Source organism: Yoonia maritima (assembly GCF_002933395.1).
GTDB classification, from domain to species: domain Bacteria; phylum Pseudomonadota; class Alphaproteobacteria; order Rhodobacterales; family Rhodobacteraceae; genus Yoonia; species Yoonia maritima_A.
In genome coordinates, this window is the sequence record NZ_PKFN01000014.1 from 73,120 (window position 1) to 95,063 (window position 21,944).

Below are 21,944 nucleotides of genomic sequence, written 5' to 3' on the forward strand. Positions count from 1 at the left end.
CAATTTTCCTTTTTTGGCGAATTGGCCTGTCGTGCCACGCGACATTGCATGCGTCAACGGTGCTATCCTTGCTCTACCGACGGAAAACCTTTATCGCCCAAAGTTAAATCCATATGACACAAGGGCCCCCCGCATGACCGCTCCGAAAAAAGTTGTTCTCGCCTACTCCGGTGGCCTCGATACATCGATCATTCTGAAGTGGCTTCAGACCGAATACGGATGCGAGGTTGTTACCTTTACTGCTGATCTTGGCCAAGGCGAAGAGCTGGAACCAGCCCGCGCTAAGGCCGAAATGATGGGCGCAAGCGCCATCTACATCGAAGATCTGCGCGAAGAATTCGTCCGTGACTTTGTGTTCCCAATGTTCCGCGCAAACGCCGTTTACGAAGGCGTTTACCTGCTGGGTACGTCCATTGCCCGCCCACTGATTTCCAAGCGTCTGGTTGAAATCGCTGCTGCCGAAGGTGCCGATGCGGTTTCTCACGGCGCGACAGGTAAGGGCAACGATCAGGTTCGTTTCGAACTGGCCGCTTACGCGCTGAACCCAGATATCCAAGTGATCGCACCTTGGCGCGAATGGGATCTATCCAGCCGGACCAAACTGCTAGAGTTCGCTGAAAAGAACCAAATCCCAGTCGCCAAAGACAAACGCGGCGAAGCCCCGTTCAGCGTTGACGCAAACCTGCTGCACACGTCTTCCGAAGGCAAAGTGCTAGAAGATCCAGCGCAAGAAGCACCAGAATACGTCTACCAGCGCACGGTGAACCCAGAAGACGCGCCCGATACACCAGAAATGATCGAAATCACTTTTGAAAAAGGTGACGCGGTTGCGATCAACGGCGAAGCGATGTCGCCTGCAACTGTCCTGTGCAAGTTGAACGAACTTGGCGGCAAGCACGGCGTTGGTCGTCTTGATCTGGTTGAAAACCGTTTCGTCGGTATGAAGTCACGCGGCATCTATGAAACGCCAGGCGGCACTGTCCTGCTAGAAGCTCACCGTGGGATCGAACAGATCACATTGGATTCTGGTGCTGGTCACCTCAAGGACAGCATCATGCCGCGTTATGCAGAACTGATCTACAACGGCTTCTGGTTCTCACCAGAGCGTGAAATGCTGCAAGCCCTGATCGACAAATCCCAAGAACACGTCAGCGGTACCGTTCGCGTGAAACTGTACAAAGGTTCTGCGACTACCGTTGCGCGCTGGTCCGATCATTCCCTGTATTCAGAGGCCCACGTGACCTTTGAAGAAGATGCAGGCGCATATGATCAAACAGACGCCCAAGGCTTTATCCAACTGAACGCGTTGCGCTTAAAACTGCTTGCAGCACGGGATCGCCGCACAAAATGACGCTTGATGAAATAACGGCCCTGCTGCAACGCGGGGTCGATCATGCGCCTTTGAAGGGCAGCCTAAAATTTGACTGCGGGGACGACGGTGTTGTTGTTCTCGAAGACAAGACAGCTAACAACATTGATCGCGCGGCTGATTGCACGATCAAAATCACGCTGCCCAACATGGCGAAACTTGTCAAAGGCAAGCTGAACCCAATGACTGGCGTGATGACCGGCAAGCTCAAGGTCTCAGGCGATGCGCGTATCGCAATGAAGCTAGGCGAGCTGCTGAAGTCATAGCTTTCGCGCCGCAAGCCTTTCGTAATACGGCAAGGCTTGCGCGCATAATTCAGCCGCCTCACCCTCTAGTTCTGGTAGCGGCCCTTCGGCCCCAGCAAACCCCGTACTTTGATGCACTGCGTTGTACCAATGCGCCGCCCATACGCCATCTTCGGCGCGCGGCCCCGCTTTCCAGTTCAGCATTGCGGGATCAAATGGCAGGTCAATTGCTTCGCACAGCTTGCCCAACATCTTTTCCGGGTTGGTACGGATGTCGGCGCTATCGATGACATGTCCGCCAATTTTGTCGAACAAGGCTGCCTGCTGCGCGTAACCAATATCATCGAACGTCATTTCACTGCGCTTCACGCCATACGACGCAATTACCCGCGCGGGATCCCGGATCAGATGTACGTTCACGCAATCATTGGCCCAATCCAATGGCATGCCATCAATCATGTGATGCGGCATGTGTTTCATATAAAAATGTGCCTTTTGATCTGTAATAGAGTCTAAACAACGCGCCGCTATCTTTGCCGGATCAGCCTCATGCGCCGCCAAGATTTTGTCGCGCATCGGATGATCCAAACCTGTCGCTGCCAGATAGGGCGCATAGAATGGTTCATCCCAAACGGCAAAGTCCGCGCGGTTTCCAAAGCTGTACATCATCGCCGTCGAAAGATTTCGAGGGCCGGACCACATTGCTATTCTCATGATCGATCAACCAATTCCTTGTAAAGCTCGCGCAAGCGCATCGTCATTGGGCCAAGCTCACCCGTACCAATGGTGCGGCCATCAATGCTGCTGACTGGGGTTTGTGCACCGAACGTCCCTGTCAAAAACGCCTCGTCAGCGGAATAGGTATCGACCAGGCTAAAATTGCGTTCAAATACGGGGATATCGTTCGCGCGACATAGGTCGATCACCTTTTGCCGGGTGATCCCGTTCATGCAATAATCGCCCGTACTCGTCCAAACAGCGCCTTTTTTCACAATGAAAAAGTTACAGGCGTTCGTCGTATTCACAAAACCATGCAAGTCGAGCATCAGCGCCTCATCCGCGCCGGCCTTTTGGGCTGCGATGCAAGCAAGGATGCAATTCAGTTTCGAATGGCTGTTCAGCTTGGGGTCTTGCGTCATCGGAAGACCGCGCAAATGTGGAACAGTAGAAAGCGTGATCGGACGCGGGATCTTTGGCTTTGAATGCTCCATGATTATCACGAACGTAGGGCCCGTTTGCGACAGGCTTGGGTGCTGAAATGGCCGTACCTTTGTGCCGCGTGTGACCATCAGACGTGCGTGGGCGTCGGTGGTCATACCATTCGCATTTTGTGTCTCTAACAAGGCAGAAATGACGCCTTTTCTGTCCAGACCGATATCCAGATCAACGGCTTTTGCGGCTTCAAACAAGCGGTCCATATGCTCGTCTAAAAACGCCCATTTTCCATCATACAGACGTAGCCCTTCCCACACACCGTCACCCAACATGAAACCACTATCGTATACGCTAACCGTGGCTTGCGCCTTGGGCACGATTTGCCCATTCAGATAGATTAGAATGTCTTCGTTCCGGGCATCTTCTTCGGCTTGGTGGGTGGTCACTTCGGTCATAGCGGGCTCCTTTGTTTGGACGCTAGGACAGGCGGCCAAATGTTCCAAGCGATAAACACCGCGTGAGATCACGTCGCCGTGCATTGCGCCAAAACCGCCAACAAAAGAGGATAGAACAAAGAGGAGACGCCCATGTTCAGAGCAATGATTGCCGCCGTTTTAATTGCACCAACCGCGCAAGTGGTTGCCGCCGAAGATATTCAAACCGCAACTGTAGCGGGGGGCTGTTTCTGGTGCGTCGAAAGCGACTTTGAAAAGGTCAACGGCGTGATCGGTGCGGTGTCCGGCTATACCGGAGGGACGACCGCAAACCCGACCTATGAAACCATCAAAGGATCAGGGCATTACGAGGCGGTCCAAATCACGTATGACGCGGACGTTGTCAGCTATGATCAATTGCTGCATTTGTTTTTCCGATCAGTCGACCCAACTGATGCGGGCGGTCAATTCTGCGATCGGGGCGAAAGCTATCGCACGGCAATTTTCGTGTCTAACACAGCTCAAAATACATCAGCTGAGGCTGCCAAGGCTGCTGCCCAACGCGATTTGGGACAACAAATTGTTACCCCAATTCTGCAAGCTGCCCGGTTCTACGAGGCCGAAGACGTCCACCAAGATTATTACAAAGGTCGCTCAATTGTTTTGACGCGACGTGGCCCAAAACGCCAAAGCGAAGCATATGCGTTTTACCGCGATGCCTGCGGGCGTGATCAACGTGTGTCAGAACTATGGGGCGATGCTGCGCCGTTCGTACACTAAGACTGGAACGCCAGAACCTCGGAAAGATCGGGGATTACGTCAGCAGTACCGTGACGGGTGACCATGAGCGCGCTTGCTTTGGTCGCCTGCTCAATTGATTGTTCCATCGTCATTCCACGATCAAGCCCAGCAAGCACATAACCGGTGAACGTGTCGCCTGCCCCGGTCGTATCCACGGGTTCAACCTTTATCGCGTCAAAATGCTGTTTGCCGCTTGTTCCGTACCAATCTGCGCCATCTGCACCCAATGTCACGATGGCATCACGCACTGGCAGATCGTTGGGCGACTGCCCGGTTGCCTCGCGCAGTTGCTCGGCCTCGACAGCGTTCAGGATCAGAAAATCCAGATAGGGCAAAACCGCCATCACGCGATCTGCATCGAAAGGTGCAGCAGCATAGGCCACGTTCAGGCCCATCTGCTTACCCATGCTTGCTGCCGTGCGTTGTAGGTTTGTTTCGTTCTGCAGAACCAACCAATCGCCGGTTTGTGCCTCGGCCATTGCGGTCTGCAAAACCGTCTGCGGGATTTCTACATTCGCGCCCGGATGAAGAACGATCGCGTTTTCGCCATGCGGATCAACCATAATGATTGCTTGCGCGGTATCAGTGTCTAACACAGCGATATTTCGCGTATCCACACCATATTCAAGCAATCGATCTGCCGCCCATTCACCGTCTTTTCCGACGGCGCCGATATGGTTCACACGCGCGGCAGCGCGGGCGGCAGCGACAGACATATTCGCCCCCTTACCACCCAAAAAGGTTTCCCGGCCCGTCGACGACAGTGTTTCACCCGGTGCCAAGATATGAGGCACCGAATACACGATATCTACGTTGATTGAGCCAAGATTCCAGATTGCCATTAATCGATCCTACATGCCGCGATGACTGCCATATTCAAGATGTCGTTTACCGTCGAAACAGTTGAACAAATCTGAACGGGTTTTCCCACCCCTGACAGAATTGGTCCAATAACAGTTGCGCCAGCCATTTCTTGCATAAGTTTAACCGAAATCGACGCAGAGTGCCGTGCTGGGACCACCAAAACATTTGCTGGGCCTGTTAGACGCGAGAACGGATAATTCTCTTGCGCCTGCGCGTTCAACGCGACCTCTACCGTCATTTCGCCTTCATATTCGAAGTCAACATTGCGACCGTCAAGAACGCTTGCCGCAACGTGCATTTTTTCGGCCCGTTCGGACACAGGATAGCCAAAGGTCGAAAACGAAACAAAGGCCACGCGTGGATCAAGGCCAAGATCGCGGGCAACGGATGCACCGCGCTCTGCGATATCACCCAAGTCTTGTTCGTCTGGCCATTCGTGCACCAACGTATCGGTGATCAGAACGATCCGTCCTTTATGCAGAACTGCTGTTACACCAACCGCGCCATCATGCGGCTGTGCATCAAACACGTGGTTGATCAGCTCTAGCACATGGGCTGATTTCCGGGTCGCACCTGTGATCATCCCGTCGGCGTGCCCATGGGCAACCATCAACGATGCGAACACATGACGGTCACGCGCCGCCAAACGGTGGATATCTTGCCTATCAAACCCTTTGCGCTGAAGGCGATGGTTCAAGAATTCTTTGTAAGTTTCAAGATGTTCGGTGTTCGCTGCGTTCACCACGGTCAGTTCAGCCACTGCGTCGCCCAACCCTTCGGCGGTCAGCTTTTCTGCGACGTCGCTTGCACGTCCAACAACCAGTGCTTTGCCAAGCCCGGAACGCTGATACAGCACAGCGGCCCGCAAAACGCGTGGATCATCACCTTCGGCGAATACCACAGTTGACTGGTTTGACCGCGCACGTGCGTTCAGGCTGCGCAAGATCGAAGCTGTCGGATCCATCCGCCCCATCAACGTGGCCTCGTAAGCATCCATATCGACGATCGGACGACGCGCGACGCCCGTGCGCATACCTGCTCGCGCTACGGCGGTTGGAATACGGTGGATCAAACGTGGGTCGAAAGGCGTAGGAATGATATAATCCCGACCAAAAGTCAGCTTTTTGCCATAAGCCATGGCGACTTCATCAGGAACGTCTTCCCGGGCAAGCGCGGCAAGCGCTTCGGCACATGCGATTTTCATATCGTCATTGATCGCGCGGGCATGAATATCCAGCGCACCACGGAATAGGTAAGGAAATCCAAGGACGTTGTTCACCTGGTTCGGGTAATCCGAACGACCCGTCGCAACGATCGCGTCTTCGCGTACGGCGTGGGCTTCTTCTGGTGTGATTTCGGGATCAGGGTTCGCCATCGCAAAGATGACCGGGTTTGGTGCCATGCTGGCAACCATTTCTTGGGTAACGGCGCCCTTAGCGCTCACGCCAAGGAAAACGTCACAGCCTTTCATGGCGTCATCAAGCGTGCGGGCATCAGTATTCGCAGCATGGGCTGATTTCCACTGGTTCATCCCTTCAGTCCGGCCCTGATAGATCACTCCCTTGGTATCGCACATGATACAGTTATCGTGGGTCGCGCCCATCGCCTTTAGCAATTCAAGGCATGCGATCCCAGCAGCACCAGCCCCGTTCAGCACGATTTTTACATCTTCTATTTTCTTGCCCGACAAATGCAGCGCGTTCAAAAGGCCAGCCGCGCAAATAACCGCAGTCCCGTGCTGATCGTCATGGAAAACGGGGATATCCATTTCCTCTTTGAGGCGCTGTTCGATGATAAAGCACTCGGGTGCTTTGATATCTTCGAGGTTAATGCCGCCAAACGTTGGCCCCATCAGGCGCACCGCATCACAAAATGCGTCAGGATCTTCGGTATCAAGTTCAATGTCGATCGAATTCACATCTGCAAACCGTTTAAACAGAACAGATTTGCCTTCCATCACTGGCTTACTGCCCAGTGCGCCAAGGTTACCAAGGCCCAAAACAGCAGTACCGTTTGAAATCACGGCAACCAAGTTGCCCTTGTTTGTATAGTCATACGCAGTCGAAGGGTCAGCGGCGATTTCCTCGCATGGGATGGCGACACCGGGGGAATATGCCAGCGATAAATCGCGCTGCGTCGTCATCGGCACAGTCGCCTGAATTTCCCATTTGCCCGGGTTTGGCTGCATGTGGAATTGCAGCGCGTCTTCGCGGGTCATTTTCGTTTTGGCCATTGTCGTCCCCTTCGTTGGTTCGACAGTCATAACGGTTTACCGATTGTAGCTGCAACGGGTTCATTTCGGGGTTTCGTCGCTAACATTGCCCCGATAATGTCTGCCAGATGATGCGGGGGCATAAATGAGCACCAAGAAATCCACTGTCACGCCTATGATGGCGCAATATCTAGAAATCAAAGCAGAGCATCCCGATGCCCTGCTGTTTTACCGTATGGGTGATTTCTATGAAATGTTTTTTGATGACGCGGTCGCAGCCGCCGAAGCGTTAGACATCGCGCTGACCAAGCGTGGTAAACATGATGATGTTGATATTCCCATGTGCGGCGTACCCCACCACGCAGCCGAGGGCTATTTCCTGACGCTCATTCGCAAAGGGTTTCGTGTCGCAGTTTGCGAACAAATGGAAAGCCCTGCCGAGGCAAAAAAGCGTGGATACAAATCCGTGGTCAAACGCGAGGTCGTGCGCCTTGTGACACCCGGTACGCTGACCGAAGATTCACTGCTTGACGCCCGTCGCCACAACTTTCTTGCTGCATATGCCGTGATCCGTGATGAGGCCGCCCTTGCCTGGGTCGATATTTCCACTGGCGCGTTTCACGTGATGCCATGCAGTGGTGTAAATCTGGGTCCCGAACTTGCCCGCCTGACCCCACGCGAGGTGATCGTCGCAGACGGATCAGAGGCAGATTGGGCTGGAATAGTGTCTGATAATGGCGCAACATTGACAACTTTGGGTGCTGCTGCCTTTGACAGCACTGCAGGTGAAAAGCGTCTGTGTGCACTATACAAAGTCGGATCCCTCGATGCCTTTGGCGGCTTTTCACGGGTCGAGGTTTCGGCAATGTCTGCCGTGGCCGAATACCTCGACATCACGCAAAAAGGTAACTTGCCCCTGCTACGCCCCCCCGTTCAGGAAGGCCAGTCAGCTGCGATGCAAATCGACGCGGCGACCCGCCGTTCGCTTGAACTGACCCACGCAATGAATGGCGGCAAGCAAGGATCACTTCTGCATTGCATTGACCGCACTATCACCGCTGGTGGTGCGCGCATGCTGGAACGGCGGCTATCGTCACCATCATGCACCCTGCCCGTTATCCATGCGCGTCAGGATTGCGTTGAGCACTTGGTAAACAACACCCGACTGACCGAAGATATCCGTGATCAACTGCGTGGCGTTCATGACCTTGATCGCGCGCTTTCACGTCTGGCGCTGGACCGCGGCGGTCCACGCGATATGGCGGCCATTCGAAACACTCTTGGTCAAGCCCAAGCGCTTGCGGAATGTGTCACTGGTGATCTGCCATCCCTTTTGGCTAATGCAGCACAAGACCTAACCGGTCATGATGAACTGCTTTCGCTTCTCGATGATGCGCTGGTCGCGGAACCCCCACTGTTATCCCGCGATGGCGGATTTATCGCACCGGGCTATGACGAAGAACTGGATGAAGTACGCAAACTGCGCGACGAGGGCCGTTCAGTTATCGCAGCAATGCAAGCCGAGTTCATCGAACTGTCAGGTATTCCTTCGCTTAAGATTAAGCACAACAACGTACTGGGCTATTTCATCGAAACAACGGCCACCCACGCAGACAAGATGATGGCCGCACCATTGAATGAAACCTTCATTCACCGCCAGACGACCGCAAATCAGGTACGCTTTACGACCGTTGAACTGTCCGAAATCGAAACACGTATTCTAAACGCTGGCGGTCGAGCGCTGGAGATCGAAAAGAGGCTCTATTCCAGCTTAACTCAGTCAATTGTTGCGCTCTCTGGACAACTAGGTGCATTGGCACGAGCGCTTGCAGAATTCGATTTATCGGCTTCTCTTGCACATTTATCTGTGGCTGAAAACTGGACCCGCCCGTTGGTGGACGACAGTCGCGCGTTTGAAATAGCTGGTGGCCGTCACCCGGTGGTCGAGGCCGCACTGCAAAAATCTGGTGAACCTTTCATCGCGAACGACTGTGGCCTGACCAAAGCCCCGATTTGGCTGCTGACGGGTCCGAACATGGCGGGTAAATCGACCTTCCTGCGCCAAAACGCGTTGCTGGCAATTTTAGCACAGATGGGCGGTTATGTTCCGGCTGCAAAGGCGCATATCGGCATCGTCAGCCAGATATTCAGCCGTGTCGGTGCATCTGACGATCTGGCCCGTGGCCGATCGACGTTTATGGTCGAAATGGTTGAAACCGCCGCGATCCTGAACCAAGCAGATGACCGTGCGCTGGTGATTTTAGATGAAATCGGACGCGGAACGGCGACCTACGATGGCCTTTCCATCGCTTGGGCAACCCTAGAGCACCTGCACGACGTAAACCGTTGTCGTGCCCTATTCGCCACGCACTACCATGAAATGTCGGCGCTATCGAACAAGCTTGATGGTGTGGAAAACGCCACGGTGACCGTCAAAGAATGGGAAGGCGACGTGATTTTCCTTCATGAGGTCAAACGCGGAACTGCCGACCGCAGCTATGGGGTGCAGGTCGCACGGCTTGCCGGCCTGCCGCCGGTCGTGGTCGAACGTGCCAAAGTCGTACTGGATGCGCTGGAAAAAGGCGAACGCGAGGGCGGGAACGCACAAAAGGCCATTATCGACGATTTACCACTATTTTCTGCGACGCCTGCACCTAGCCCGCAAAAACCAAAAAGCTCCGAGGTCGAGACGCGGTTAAAAGACATCCTGCCGGATGAGCTTACCCCGAAAGAGGCGCTTGCGCTGATTTACGAACTACGTGATCTGATCCAATGATCAGCACCCGGTTTGTAAGCGTGGGCGCAGTTTTGCTTGCAGCCTGCCTTTGGGGAACCACCGGGACAGTTCAAACCCTATTGCCGGGCGACCGCGAACCAGTTGCAGTGGGTGCGTTGCGATTGGCCTTTGGTGCATTATTCCTGTTGGGCTTGGCAGTTGCAAATCGCGAAAGCCGCAAAGCGTTCCACTTACTGCCTCCCGCAGAGGTGGTCATCGCCGGAATTGCGATTGGCGGTTACAATCTTTTATTTTTCTATGCGGTTTCTCTGTCCGGCGTTGGAATTGGGACAGCGCTTACCATTGGCAGCGCGCCACTGTGGGCCACCCTTTGGGAAATTTTTGTCGGGCGAAAGCTACCCGGAAAAATGCGCACCGCAGGACAATGCGTTTCAATCATCGGTGTCGGTATGTTGGGCCTCGTTGGCACAACTGCTGAAGGTTCTGTCTTTGGAATCATCCTCGCACTGGGTGCTGGCGCTTGCTATGCCTGCTATTCGCTCGCCACGAGCCGCATGACGCAACGCGCACCGACAACCACTATTGCGGCTGCGACCTTTAGCATCGCCGCTGTTATTACGTTACCCGCTCTATTGTTCGTCCCTTTGGGCTGGCTAGCTGATCCAAGTGCCTGGGTTGGCGTGGTATTTTTAGGATTTGTCGCGACCGGGCTAGCATATGCGTTTTACACTTGGGGCTTAATGCATATCGCGGCATCTACCGCTGTTACCCTCGCGCTGGCCGAGCCAGTGACAGCATGGCTGCTTGCAACATTTTTCGTTGGGGAAACAGCAACAATGCAAAGCGTAATCGGCGCGGTTTTAGTGCTTTTGGGATTGATCATCGTGACCTGCATTCCCGTTGCTTCACGTGAAACATAGATCACCAACTACTGCTCGATACCCATAATAGCTTGCAGATCGCTTAGCGTTCTAGATAATCCTTCTCTGGGCTAAGCGGGTTGGCGTAATCGTTGAAATATAGATCAGTCGGGTATGCCTGCACAGAAGAAAAAAGCAGGGCCACCAGCCCTGCTTTTTCATATTTATATCATGCTGGCGTAGAAGAAACGCCGACTTGGGCAGCGCGCAGTAGACGATCATGAAGCATGAAACCCTCTGCAGCGACTTGAATGATTTCGCCTGCTTTGGTGCCGGGCACTGGGGCTTCAAACATCGCTTGGTGAACTTTCGGATCGAACTTGTCACCAACTTCGGGAACGATCGGGTCGATGCCGTGTTTCTTAAATACGCTGATCAATTCGCGCATCGTCAGTTCAACACCTTCAAGCAACGCAGCATTCGTTTCTTTATCAGATTCCTCTACTGACTGAAGTGCGCGGCGCATGTTGTCGTAAACTGGCAGCATATCGCGGGCGAGTTTCGATCCACCGTAATTTTCGGCCTCGCGACGGTCACGGTCGGACCGTTTGCGCATATTCTCCGCATCAGCCAAGGCGCGCATGAACTTGTCTTTCAGTTCATCCCGCTCTGCACGCAATGCTTCTATTTCTTCAAAACCAGCTTCTGCAGCGAAATCCATTTCATCGCCTTCAGCAGCGAGTTCATCAAGGCTTTGCAGTTGCTCTTCGTTGTCAGCCATCAGTTTCTTCCTTTAGGAGCGGTCGGCAATAAGTTTGCCCACCAGCTGTGCAGTGTAGTTCACGATTGGAACGATCCGCCCATAGTTTAGACGTGTCGGCCCGATGACGCCCACGGCGCCAATTATCTTACGGTCGGCGTTCATATAAGGAGAAACGACCAGAGAGGAACCCGAAAGTGAGAACAATTTGTTCTCAGACCCAATAAAAATGCGTACACCATCGCCATCTTCGGCAAGATCAAGAAATTGTGCGATATCACGCTTGCGTTCAAGGTCATCAAACAGCGTGCGGATACGCGCAAGATCAATTTCATTTTCGCCATCAGTCAGCAAATTTCCGCGGCCACGTACGATCAACCGTTCAGTAGATTCACCTTCGTTTTCCCAGAGCGCATAGCCATTCTCGACAAGATCAGCGGCAAGGCTGTCGATTTCTTGCCGGCGGGCTGCAATTTCACGCGATATGACTTTTCCAAGCTCCGACAGCGTGTGCCCTTCAGCAATTGCGTTCAGGAAATTCGCAGCCTCGCGCATTGAAGACGGTGTTTGTCCGGCGGGCGGCGTAAAGATACGGTTTTCGACATGACCATCAGCGAACACCAAAACAACAAGCGCCCGTTCCCGTGAAAGGCTAACGAAATCAATGTGTTTAATCGGTGCTTCATGTTTTGGCGTCAGAACAAGGCTCGCGCCTTGGGTCACGCCGGACAGAGCCTGCCCCACCTGATCCAACACAGACGCAACATCCCTGTCATTATCACCAAGGGTACGATCAATGGTTTGGCGATCTTTGCCATCTAGATCACCGACCTCTAGCAGACCGTCGACAAACATGCGCAGCCCCAGTTGCGTTGGAATGCGCCCTGCACTGACATGGGGGCTATCGAGTAATCCAAGGTATTCGAGATCCTGCATCACGTTGCGGATCGTTGCGGCGCTCACCTGTTCCGAAAAGTCGCGCGTCAGTGTTCTGGACCCAACTGGCGAACCACTTTCTAGGTATCCTTCGACGACACGACGGAACACTTCGCGCGAACGATCATTCATATCTGAAATATTGGGCGTCTGATCAGTCATTTCACTCTCGGATAAAGGCTGGGCAATTAAAACGAAGTATGCCCGGGCGTCAATCGGGGTTGGATTTCATATGTTGGCAGCGTATCCCAACAGTACAAATAAAAGGAGTGACCCCATGCGCCCATCCGGACGTCAAACAAACGAAATGCGTGAAGTATCCATTGAAACCAATGTGACCATGCATGCCGAAGGGTCCTGCCTTATTAAGTGTGGGAACACCCACGTATTGTGCACAGCAACCGTTGACGCACGCGTTCCGCCGTTTTTAAAGAATTCTGGCCTTGGCTGGGTCACTGCTGAATACGGCATGCTACCGCGCGCAACAAACACACGCATGCGCCGCGAAGCAAAGAACGGACAATCTGGTCGTACTCAGGAAATTCAGCGTCTAATCGGTAGGTCCCTGCGTGCGGGTGTCGATCGCGTTGCATTGGGCGAACGTCAGATCGTCATCGACTGCGATGTTATCCAAGCCGACGGCGGTACACGTTGTGCGTCAATCACCGGTGGTTGGGTTGCGCTGAAATTGGCCGTTCAAAAGCTAATGAAAGCTGGCGATGTCATTTCTGACCCGCTTGTCGATCCGGTCGCAGCGATTTCTTGCGGAATTTACGCAGGCCAAGAGGTTCTTGATCTGGACTACCCCGAAGATAGCGAAGCAGGCGTCGATGGCAACTTTGTCATGACTGCTGGTAAACTGGTCGAAGTACAGATGTCGGCCGAAGGATCGACATACTCGCGCGCGCAAATGAACGCTCTTTTGGATCTTGCGGAAAAAGGTGTATCAGAGCTGACAGCAATTCAATTGGCGGCGGTAAACTAATGCGCAAATTTGATGGCAAAGAACTGGTCATCGCGACCCACAACAAAGGGAAGCTCGCTGAAATGATGGCGCTTCTCTCGCCGTTTGGCGTGACTTTGACGTCAAACGATGACCACGGTCTGCCAGAGCCAGAAGAAACAGAAACTACCTTTGTTGGCAACGCGCGGATCAAAGCGCATGCCGCGGCTAAGGCAACAGGCCTTCCAGCGCTAGCCGATGACAGCGGCATTGAAATTGACGGGCTGAATGGCGCGCCTGGTGTATATACCGCTGATTGGGCGGAAACCCCCAACGGCCGCGATTTTAAAATGGCAATGGAGCGCAGTTGGGCCGAGTTAGAGTCTGTTTCTGCCCCATATCCACGTACTGCGCGGTTCTGTTGTACACTTGTTTTGGCGTGGCCAGACGGCCACGATGAGGTGTTCCCCGGTGTAATGCCGGGCCAAGTTGTTTGGCCCATGCGCGGCGAACAAGGCCACGGGTACGACCCAATTTTCCAACCGGACGGGTACGATATCACCTTTGGCGAAATGGATAGCAGCGAAAAGAATAAGATCAGCCACCGAGCTGATGCTTTCCAAAAACTCGTCGCAGGTTGCTTTGCCTGAGGATTGGGAACACGGGGGTTTTGGGCTATATATCCACTGGCCGTTCTGCCAAGCCAAATGCCCCTATTGCGATTTCAACAGCCACGTCGTTTCCAAGATTGATCAAAAATCTTGGCAATCGGCGTACCTAAGCGAAATCGAACGCATCGGTGCGGAAACCCAAGGCCGCATCTTGCGTTCCGTGTTTTTTGGTGGCGGCACGCCCAGCATGATGGACCCTGATTTGGTCGACGCGATCCTGACAAAGGTCCGCGCGACCTGGTCAATGGCCAACGATATTGAAATTACGCTCGAGGCGAACCCAACTTCAGTCGAGGCTGGACGCTTTGTCGGATACCGTCAGGCCGGCGTTAACCGTGTTTCGATGGGAATTCAGGCCCTAAATGACAAAGATTTGCGTGCCCTAGGTCGCCTTCACACCGCTCAGGAGGCTCTGACGGCCTTCAGCACGGCCAGAGAGACGTTCGATCGGGTCAGTTTTGACCTCATTTATGCTCGTCAGGGGCAAACTTTGTCAGATTGGCGTGACGAATTGAACCAGGCATTGGGTTTAGCGATTGATCACCTATCGCTATATCAACTTACAATTGAAGACGGCACTGCATTTGGCGACCGTTATGCCGCTGGAAAACTTCGCGGATTGCCGGACGATGATGTCGCTGCCGACATGTACGCCCTAACCCAAGATGTTTGCGGTGCTGCAAATTTCGCGGGCTACGAAGTCTCCAACCACGCACGTCCCGGCTGCGAAAGTATCCACAATAAGATCTATTGGAGCTATGGCGACTACGCAGGAATTGGTCCCGGTGCGCACGGTCGACTAACCTTAAACGGAAATCGTTTTGCGACCGAAGCACCATCAGCACCGATGAATTGGCTATCGCAGGTCAATCGAACGGGGAATGGGGATTCCGAACGTACCGCCCTATCGGCTGAAGATCAGCAATCAGAAATGCTATTGATGGGTATGCGCTTACGCGAAGGCGTTGATCTAAAACGAATTTCTGCCGCAAGTACTGATATATTTCATCGTAAAATAAAATATTTACGTGAACTAGGAATGGTCGATGTGGCTGAGGGCAGACTTCTGCTCACTCCAGAAGGCCGCCCCGTCCTTAACGCTGTATTACGCGAGCTATTGGGCGCTTAACCGCCCGATAATGCACGTAAAAGATCATCCAACTCATCAAGAGATTTATAACCAATCGTCATCTTACCACCGTCGTCACCTTCTTTATGATCAATCGTGACTTTCATCCGAAGGGTCGCTGTGAGTTCTTTTTCAATTTGGACTGTATCAGCGTCTTTCTGCGACTTGCCTGACGACTTGGGCTTCGTCTTTAATGTCGGCCCCTGCTTGGCAAGCTTCTCAGTTTCTCGAACAGAAAGATTACGGTGAATAACTTCGCGGGCAATTTCAACCGCGCGTTCATGACCAACTAATGCTCGCGCATGACCAGCAGAAATTTGACCTTGAACAAGGTAATCCAAAACCTCGTCAGGAAGGTTAAGCAAACGCAAAAAGTTCGCGATATGGCTGCGGCTTTTGCCAAGCGCCGTCGCAAGCTGTTCCTGAGTATGACCAAAACGGTCCATCAGCTGACGATAACCTGCCGCTTCATCCACTGCGTTCAGGTCCGCACGTTGAATATTCTCAATAATCGCAACTTCGAGGACTTCTGTGTCGGTATATTCACGCAGAAGAACGGGAATTTCATGCAATTTGGCGATCTGGGCTGCTCGCCAGCGACGCTCGCCAGCGACGATTTCGTAGGTATCAGCATTTTTAGGAGACTTACGAACGATCAAAGGCTGAATAATGCCCTTTTCAGCGATCGAAGAAGCCAAATCATTAAGCGCATCTTCACCAAAAGTACGACGCGGTTGATCAGGGTTAGGAACGATATGCTCAACTGGAACCAGTAAATCAGGACGACGGGGCGTATCGACTGCAGCATCTTCTGGCGCAACGTCCGACATCAAAGCCGACAAACCACGACCCAAACCACGAGATTTCTTTGCGTTACTTGCCATGCTCTAAGCCCTTTTTTTCTTAGCTTTATTAATGACTTCCTTGGCCAGCGCACGGTATGCGACGGCACCTTTTGACGCGCTATCATATTCAATCACGGGAAGCGCAAACGATGGTGCCTCACTTAGACGCACATTACGCGGAATAACCGTTTTAAATACCATATCACCCATATTTTCACGGGCGTCATCTTCGACCTGAATTGATAGGTTGTTACGACGATCATACATCGTTAGGACGATTCCTTCGATGCGGAGATCGGGGTTTGCAGTTTGACGCACATCCCGGACAGTCAAAATTAGTTGTGACAGTCCTTCTAATGCAAAAAATTCACTTTGAAGCGGCACTAGAATGGAATGTGCAGCCACCATCGCATTTACCGTCAATATATTGAGAGAAGGAGGGCAATCAATCAATATATAGTCGTATTTTCCTACGGCTTCGCTCGCCTCTTCTAACACATACCGAAGCAAAAAACTGCGCTTTTCGTTATCAATCAGCTCTAAATCCGCCGAACTTAGGTCTGTTGTAGCCGGAATGATGAACAGGTTTTTAACAGACGTGTTCAATGCCGCTTCGTCTAAGCTCGCGTCGCCAGATAGAAGGTCATATGTTGTGATATCACGCTGGTCTTGTTCTATACCTAGTCCCGTTGACGCGTTACCTTGCGGATCAAGATCGATCAAAAGTACTTTTTTTCGCTGCTCGGCCAAAGCAGCACCTAGATTAATTGTCGTGGTCGTCTTTCCGACGCCGCCCTTCTGGTTCGCAATAGCGATAATTTTGCAGTCATTCGCTGACACGGGATATCCCTTTTACGATAAGAATTTGACCACCAAGATCGGTTAAACTTGTGGCTTCTTCAAGCTCAAAGCACCAGTTCTTATGTGCATCGGCAATTTCTTCCCCGGCCTTTTTTCCTTTGTGAAGGATGGCTTTACCGTCGTCTTTTAAATGACGCGAAACTAGAGGAAATAGTGTAGATAGGGTACTGAGAGCACGGGCAGATACTATATCTGCCCCTTGTTGTTCTGCATTTTCAATTCTCTCAGCAAGAACTTTAACATTCAGATCCAGTTCACGCGCAGCCGTACGAAGAAAAGTAGCCTTGCGTTGGTCACTTTCAATAAGGGTAAAATTTGCATCTGGCTGCTGTGATTTACCAATGATGGCCATCACGATGCCGGGGAATCCCCCTCCGCTGCCGATATCCACCCATTTTTTATAGGTTTGTGGTGCAAATTTATATATCTGTGCAGAATCAACAATATGGCGATCCCACAAATCAGGGATCGTAGTCGGCGATATAAGGTTTATTTTTGGAGTCCATTTTCGAACTAGGTCAGAAAACCGTTGCAAGTCTTCATATGTTTCACGTGAAACATTAACGCCACCAACATCGATAGTCATAAATTAACTTCCTGTATTGGCTTGTTGATTTCGCTTAATCATGCTGACAATCAACATCAGTGCTGCCGGTGTCATCCCTTCAATACGTCCAGCCTGTGCAATTGTGGCTGGTCGTGCCGTTTCAAGTTTACTAGCCAGCTCATTTGATAGCCCCCGCACACCCGAATACTTAAGATTATCTGGAATAATCTGCATTTCGTCACGTTCCAAAGCAGCGATATCGCGCTCTTGTCGCGCAACGTAGTGTGCATACAACGCATCTTTCTTAATTTGATCTCTCACATCAGGTTCAATTACCGAAACTTCTGGTGAGATCTTTTCAAGTTGTGAAAAATCGAAATCAGTAAGTGCTAATGCATCCAAGGCTGACCGCCGCGGTCCATCAGGATTCAACTTTGCTCCCTCCCCCGAAATCTGTCGTGAAGAAAGGGAAATTTTAGTTAACAAAGACTGTGCTGATTGGATTTTCTCCATCTTTTTCGAAAATGCTGCCCAACGGAGGTCATCCACGCATCCTAATTCATATCCGAAGGCCGTAAGCCTCTGGTCAGCATTGTCTGCACGTAAAGACAGCCTAAACTCCGCCCGAGAAGTAAACATGCGGTACGGCTCCGAAACTCCACGTGTAATTAAGTCATCAACCATCACACCTATATAAGATTGCCGACGACTAAATGTAACTGGCTCGCGACCCTTGGCGTACGCTGCGGCATTTAATCCTGCTACAAGTCCCTGAGCTGCTGCTTCTTCATAGCCTGTAGTACCATTAATTTGGCCTGCCAAATAGAGCCCGGGGACATCCCGCAATTCTAATGTTGGTCTTAATGATCGCGGGTCAACGTAGTCGTATTCAATCGCGTAGCCAGGTTGCAAAATTGTTGTGTTTTCAAGACCATAGATCGAATGAACATAGTCTTCTTGCACATCTTCCGGCAATGACGTTGAAATACCGTTAGGATAAACGGTGTGGTCATTAACTCCTTCGGGTTCCAGAAATATCTGATGCGAAGTCTTATCTGCAAACCTTACAACCTTATCCTCAATAGAAGGACAATACCGAGGGCCCACCCCATCGATATGACCACCGTACATTGCAGATCTGCCTAAGTTCGCCCGGATGATGTCGTGTGTTTTTTCATTTGTATGCGTAATTCCGCAATCAATTTGGGGAGCAAATACGCCGGTAGACATGAAAGAAAACAGGGTTGGTTCAGCATCGGTTGGCTGGGCCTCTAGTAAGTCCCACCGAATTGTTCGGCCATCTAACCGGGGCGGCGTCCCCGTTTTTAAACGACCTAACGGGAGATTAAAACTATCCAAGCGCTCTGCCATTTTCACCGACGGTTTATCCCCCATCCGGCCACCCGGACGTGACACGTCACCAATGTGAATGACACCCCTTAAAAAAGTACCCGTTGTAAGAATCACACTGCTGGCGGTCAAACGTGCGTCATCTGACATGACAACACCGCCAACACGATCGCCGTCCATAATCAAATCAGTTGCTTCACCTTCAATGATTTTTAGGTTTTTTACTAGATCTAGCTCAGCTTGCATTGTTGTGCGGTATATTTCGCGGTCGGCTTGCGCGCGGGGGCCCTGCACAGCTGGTCCCTTTTTGCGGTTTAGTAGACGGAATTGGATACCAGCCCGATCAGCAACACGTGCCATAACGCCGTCCAGCGCATCAATTTCACGGACAAGATGCCCTTTTCCAAGCCCACCGATCGCTGGGTTACAGGACATCACCCCAATTGACTGTTTTGTCAGCGTAATAAGCGCAGTACGTGCGCCCATCCTCGCAGATGCATGCGCGGCTTCGGCGCCCGCATGACCGCCACCAATAACTATTACGTCGAAGTCATGATGTTTCACGTGAAACACTCCTATTTGCCTATGCAAAAACTGGAAAAGATCTCATCAAGAAGTTGTTCTACATCAACACGACCTACAAGGCTATCCACTGCGCGAATAGCAGAACGAAGTTCTTCAGCAGTCAAATCGGTCATTCCATGCTGCACATCCAAATCTGCTTCGGCGGCGTCTAGATAACGAATTGCATTCACCATCGCGACGCGATGCCGTTCACGCATTGCTATACCAACGGAACCAACACGATCTTTCAAAATATCAGATATTTTAGAAACTAGTATATCAACGCCGTCTCCGGTTTTACCAGAGACCGCCAACCCTTCGCCTCGTTCAATATCCGCTTTTGAGCGCACTATGATGTCGCTAACATCGATATATTGAGGCTCTAGATCACCTGGCAACAACATATGGACACGAATATCTGCCTGTTCTGCTCGCTCTTTGGCCCGTTGAACGCCAATACCTTCTACAACGTCATCTGTATCGCGAAGGCCCGCTGTATCCAAAAGTGTCACCGCAAGCCCATCCAAATCAAGTCTAACTTCGATGACGTCCCGCGTCGTACCCGCAATTTCAGATGTAATGGCAACTTCTCGGCCAGCTAGCCGATTAAGCAGCGTCGATTTACCAACGTTAGGTGCACCAATAATTGCTACTTCGAAACCGTCTCGCAAACGTTCGGCGATCCGCACGCCTTCTGCTTCGCGCCGCATCTGAGATTTGACTTCGCCGATCAATTCCAAGACTTCGGGCGCAACATCGACTGGCACTTCTTCGTCTGCAAAGTCGATCGTCGCTTCCAATAACGCAGCAGCACGAATCAATTTTTTACGCCACCCTTCCGCCAGATCACCTAACGCCCCCGAAAAAACCCGAACAGCCTGCTTGCGCTGACTTTCAGTTTCGGCATCAATCAGATCGGCGAGGCCTTCAACCTGCGCCAAATCCAAACGCCCGTTATCAAGCGCGCGGCGCGTAAATTCACCTGGTTCGGCCTGCCGAAGTTCTGGATCATTCCCCAGAACAGTCAATACGGCACTAACGACAGCAGGGCTGCCGTGCAAATGAAGCTCAACAACCTCTTCGCCAGTAAAACTTTTCCCCTCAGAGAACCGAAGGACCAAAGCCTCGTCCAATAATTGCCCATCAAGATCAGAAAGCACGCGAACACCGCGGCTGACAGGTACTTTCCCCATCAGCCTTTCGGCAGCTTTCACCGCGTCTGATCCTGACAAACGGACCACGGCCACACCGGCCCGGCCCTTCGCAGTTGCTAAGGCAAAAATCGTATCCATAAATCAACCCATTGTATTATAACAATAAGTTACGTGTTCATTGAATCGAAGAAGTCCGAGTTTGTTTTGGTCTGCTTTAGCTTACCAATCAAGAATTCAATCGCATCAGTCGTACCCATTGGGTTCAGAATCCGACGAAGAACGTATGTTTTCGCTAGATCGACCTTATCCACCAACAGCTCTTCTTTCCGTGTGCCGGATTTCAGAATATCCATCGCAGGGAACACGCGCTTATCAGCAACTTTGCGATCCAGAACGATCTCAGAGTTACCAGTACCTTTGAATTCTTCAAAGATAACTTCGTCCATACGCGAACCTGTATCAATCAACGCGGTCGCGATGATTGTCAGTGAACCGCCTTCTTCGATGTTCCGTGCCGCACCAAAGAAGCGTTTTGGACGCTGCAACGCATTCGCATCCACACCACCGGTTAGAACTTTACCAGAAGATGGCACAGTTGTGTTAAACGCGCGGCCCAGACGTGTGATCGAATCCAACAAGATCACAACGTCCCGCTTATGTTCGACAAGACGTTTTGCTTTCTCGATAACCATCTCAGATACGGCAACGTGACGTGTTGCGGGTTCGTCGAATGTCGAAGAAACAACCTCGCCTTTTACTGAACGCTGCATGTCCGTGACTTCTTCTGGTCGTTCGTCAATCAGCAGAACGATCAGATAGCATTCTGGGTGGTTCTTTTCGATCGAGTTGGCGATGTTTTGCAACAGAACCGTTTTACCAGTCCGTGGCGGCGCGACGATCAATGAACGCTGCCCCTTACCGATTGGTGCAACAAGATCAATAATCCGCGCTGAACGGTCTTTGATTGTTGGATCTTCGACTTCCATGTTCAGCCGCTCATCTGGGTAAAGCGGTGTAAGGTTGTCGAACGCGACTTTGTGCTTGGCCTTTTCAGGTTCTTCAAAGTTGATTTGCTCAACCGAAGTCAGCGCAAAGTAACGCTCTGTGTCATTCGGCTCTTTCATCACACCTTCGACGGTATCGCCTGTCCGCAAAGAATGCTGACGGATCATGTCTGGTGAAACGTAAATATCATCTGGACCCGGAAGGTAGTTCGCTTCGGGTGAACGCAAGAAACCAAAGCCGTCTTGCAGGACTTCCAAAACGCCATCACCACCGATGATCCATTCTTCGTCTGCCCGCTCTTTCAGAATGGCGAACATCATGTCGCCTTTCCGCATTGTCGAAGCGTTTTCGATTTCGAGCTCTTCAGCCAGCGACAACAAATCTTTTGGGCTTTGTGCCTTAAGATCAGCAAGGTTCAGACGGTGTTGGGACATCATAAAATCCATCACCAGCCCAATGGCCGGTGTCTTTGCATATAGAAATGGAAAACCACTTTCCCGGA

General features: G+C 51.8%; 20 protein-coding genes. 8 read left to right on the forward strand and 12 right to left on the reverse strand.

What is annotated here, in order from left to right:
- The first annotated feature begins 133 nt into the window (after positions 1 to 133).
- A complete protein-coding gene (locus CYQ09_RS17255; protein WP_106746636.1) occupies positions 134 to 1,351 on the forward strand; it encodes an argininosuccinate synthase in 1,218 nt (405 codons plus the stop codon).
- A complete protein-coding gene (locus tag CYQ09_RS17260) occupies positions 1,348 to 1,635 on the forward strand; it encodes an SCP2 sterol-binding domain-containing protein (RefSeq protein WP_106746637.1) in 288 nt (95 codons plus the stop codon). The genes CYQ09_RS17255 and CYQ09_RS17260 overlap by 4 nt, the downstream gene beginning before the upstream one ends.
- Here the strand turns inward: CYQ09_RS17260 and CYQ09_RS17265 are convergent.
- The gene (locus CYQ09_RS17265; protein ID WP_430383361.1) at positions 1,630 to 2,316 is read right to left on the reverse strand and encodes an HAD family hydrolase; all 687 of its coding nucleotides are present in this window, start codon (positions 2,314 to 2,316) and stop codon (positions 1,630 to 1,632) included. The two genes, CYQ09_RS17260 and CYQ09_RS17265, sit on opposite strands and share 6 nt — an antisense overlap.
- Positions 2,317 to 2,324: 8 nt before the next feature.
- Entirely contained in the window at positions 2,325 to 3,224 is a 900-nt protein-coding gene (locus CYQ09_RS17270) for a D-amino acid aminotransferase (protein ID WP_106746702.1), read from the reverse strand.
- Between the two features lie 132 nt (positions 3,225 to 3,356).
- Here CYQ09_RS17270 and msrA point away from each other — a divergent pair, with 132 nt between their 5' ends.
- Positions 3,357 to 3,983 (forward strand): peptide-methionine (S)-S-oxide reductase MsrA, encoded by a 627-nt coding sequence (gene msrA, locus CYQ09_RS17275; protein WP_106746639.1) that lies wholly within the window; start codon positions 3,357 to 3,359, stop codon positions 3,981 to 3,983.
- Here the strand turns inward: msrA and CYQ09_RS17280 are convergent.
- The gene (locus tag CYQ09_RS17280; RefSeq protein ID WP_106746640.1) at positions 3,980 to 4,846 is read right to left on the reverse strand and encodes a ribokinase; all 867 of its coding nucleotides are present in this window, start codon (positions 4,844 to 4,846) and stop codon (positions 3,980 to 3,982) included. The genes msrA and CYQ09_RS17280 overlap by 4 nt on opposite strands.
- Entirely contained in the window at positions 4,846 to 7,101 is a 2,256-nt protein-coding gene (locus CYQ09_RS17285; RefSeq protein ID WP_106746703.1) for an NADP-dependent malic enzyme, read from the reverse strand. The genes CYQ09_RS17280 and CYQ09_RS17285 overlap by 1 nt, the downstream gene beginning before the upstream one ends.
- A gap of 124 nt (positions 7,102 to 7,225) precedes the next feature.
- On the opposite strand from CYQ09_RS17285, the gene mutS reads away from it, so the two are divergent.
- Positions 7,226 to 9,856, forward strand: coding sequence for a DNA mismatch repair protein MutS (mutS, locus tag CYQ09_RS17290; protein WP_106746641.1), 2,631 nt, complete (start codon positions 7,226 to 7,228; stop codon positions 9,854 to 9,856).
- Positions 9,853 to 10,737: a DMT family transporter gene (locus CYQ09_RS17295; RefSeq protein WP_106746642.1), complete on the forward strand. Its 885-nt coding sequence runs from the start codon at positions 9,853 to 9,855 to the stop codon at positions 10,735 to 10,737. Before mutS ends, CYQ09_RS17295 begins: the two co-directional genes overlap by 4 nt.
- 169 nt (positions 10,738 to 10,906) lie before the next feature.
- Here the strand turns inward: CYQ09_RS17295 and CYQ09_RS17300 are convergent, their stop codons facing one another.
- Together CYQ09_RS17300 and hrcA are read right to left on the reverse strand one after the other, a co-directional pair.
- Positions 10,907 to 11,458, reverse strand: coding sequence for a nucleotide exchange factor GrpE (locus CYQ09_RS17300; protein WP_106746643.1), 552 nt, complete (start codon positions 11,456 to 11,458; stop codon positions 10,907 to 10,909).
- Positions 11,459 to 11,470: 12 nt separating this feature from the next.
- Positions 11,471 to 12,535, reverse strand: a complete 1,065-nt coding sequence (gene hrcA / locus CYQ09_RS17305; RefSeq protein ID WP_106358706.1) for a heat-inducible transcriptional repressor HrcA — start codon at positions 12,533 to 12,535, stop codon at positions 11,471 to 11,473.
- 115 nt (positions 12,536 to 12,650) lie between these two features.
- Here hrcA and rph point away from each other — a divergent pair, with 115 nt between their 5' ends.
- From rph to hemW, 3 genes are read left to right on the forward strand one after another with little or no spacing between them, the layout of a single operon-like run.
- A complete protein-coding gene (gene rph, locus CYQ09_RS17310) occupies positions 12,651 to 13,358 on the forward strand; it encodes a ribonuclease PH (RefSeq protein WP_106746644.1) in 708 nt (235 codons plus the stop codon).
- Positions 13,358 to 13,966 carry an RdgB/HAM1 family non-canonical purine NTP pyrophosphatase gene (gene rdgB, locus CYQ09_RS17315; protein ID WP_106746645.1) on the forward strand — a complete coding sequence of 203 codons (609 nt, stop codon included), beginning with the start codon at positions 13,358 to 13,360 and terminating at the stop codon, positions 13,964 to 13,966. Before rph ends, rdgB begins: the two co-directional genes overlap by 1 nt.
- Positions 13,929 to 15,116 (forward strand): radical SAM family heme chaperone HemW, encoded by a 1,188-nt coding sequence (gene hemW / locus CYQ09_RS17320; RefSeq protein WP_204353985.1) that lies wholly within the window; start codon positions 13,929 to 13,931, stop codon positions 15,114 to 15,116. The genes rdgB and hemW overlap by 38 nt, the downstream gene beginning before the upstream one ends.
- Here the strand turns inward: hemW and CYQ09_RS17325 are convergent.
- From CYQ09_RS17325 to rho, 6 genes are read right to left on the reverse strand one after another with little or no spacing between them, the layout of a single operon-like run.
- Positions 15,113 to 16,000 (reverse strand): ParB/RepB/Spo0J family partition protein, encoded by an 888-nt coding sequence (locus CYQ09_RS17325; RefSeq protein WP_106746646.1) that lies wholly within the window; start codon positions 15,998 to 16,000, stop codon positions 15,113 to 15,115. The genes hemW and CYQ09_RS17325 overlap by 4 nt on opposite strands.
- A 3-nt stretch (positions 16,001 to 16,003) precedes the next feature.
- Positions 16,004 to 16,801, reverse strand: a complete 798-nt coding sequence (locus CYQ09_RS17330; RefSeq protein WP_106746647.1) for a ParA family protein — start codon at positions 16,799 to 16,801, stop codon at positions 16,004 to 16,006.
- The gene (rsmG, locus tag CYQ09_RS17335; RefSeq protein ID WP_106746648.1) at positions 16,788 to 17,408 is read right to left on the reverse strand and encodes a 16S rRNA (guanine(527)-N(7))-methyltransferase RsmG; all 621 of its coding nucleotides are present in this window, start codon (positions 17,406 to 17,408) and stop codon (positions 16,788 to 16,790) included. The genes CYQ09_RS17330 and rsmG overlap by 14 nt, the downstream gene beginning before the upstream one ends.
- A gap of 3 nt (positions 17,409 to 17,411) precedes the next feature.
- Positions 17,412 to 19,283 (reverse strand): tRNA uridine-5-carboxymethylaminomethyl(34) synthesis enzyme MnmG, encoded by a 1,872-nt coding sequence (gene mnmG, locus CYQ09_RS17340; RefSeq protein ID WP_106746705.1) that lies wholly within the window; start codon positions 19,281 to 19,283, stop codon positions 17,412 to 17,414.
- 11 nt (positions 19,284 to 19,294) lie between these two features.
- On the reverse strand, positions 19,295 to 20,575 hold the full coding sequence (gene mnmE / locus CYQ09_RS17345; protein ID WP_106746649.1) for a tRNA uridine-5-carboxymethylaminomethyl(34) synthesis GTPase MnmE: 1,281 nt from the start codon (positions 20,573 to 20,575) through the stop codon (positions 19,295 to 19,297).
- Positions 20,576 to 20,604: 29 nt separating this feature from the next.
- The gene (rho, locus tag CYQ09_RS17350) at positions 20,605 to 21,876 is read right to left on the reverse strand and encodes a transcription termination factor Rho (RefSeq protein ID WP_162617712.1); all 1,272 of its coding nucleotides are present in this window, start codon (positions 21,874 to 21,876) and stop codon (positions 20,605 to 20,607) included.
- Positions 21,877 to 21,944 lie beyond the last annotated feature (68 nt).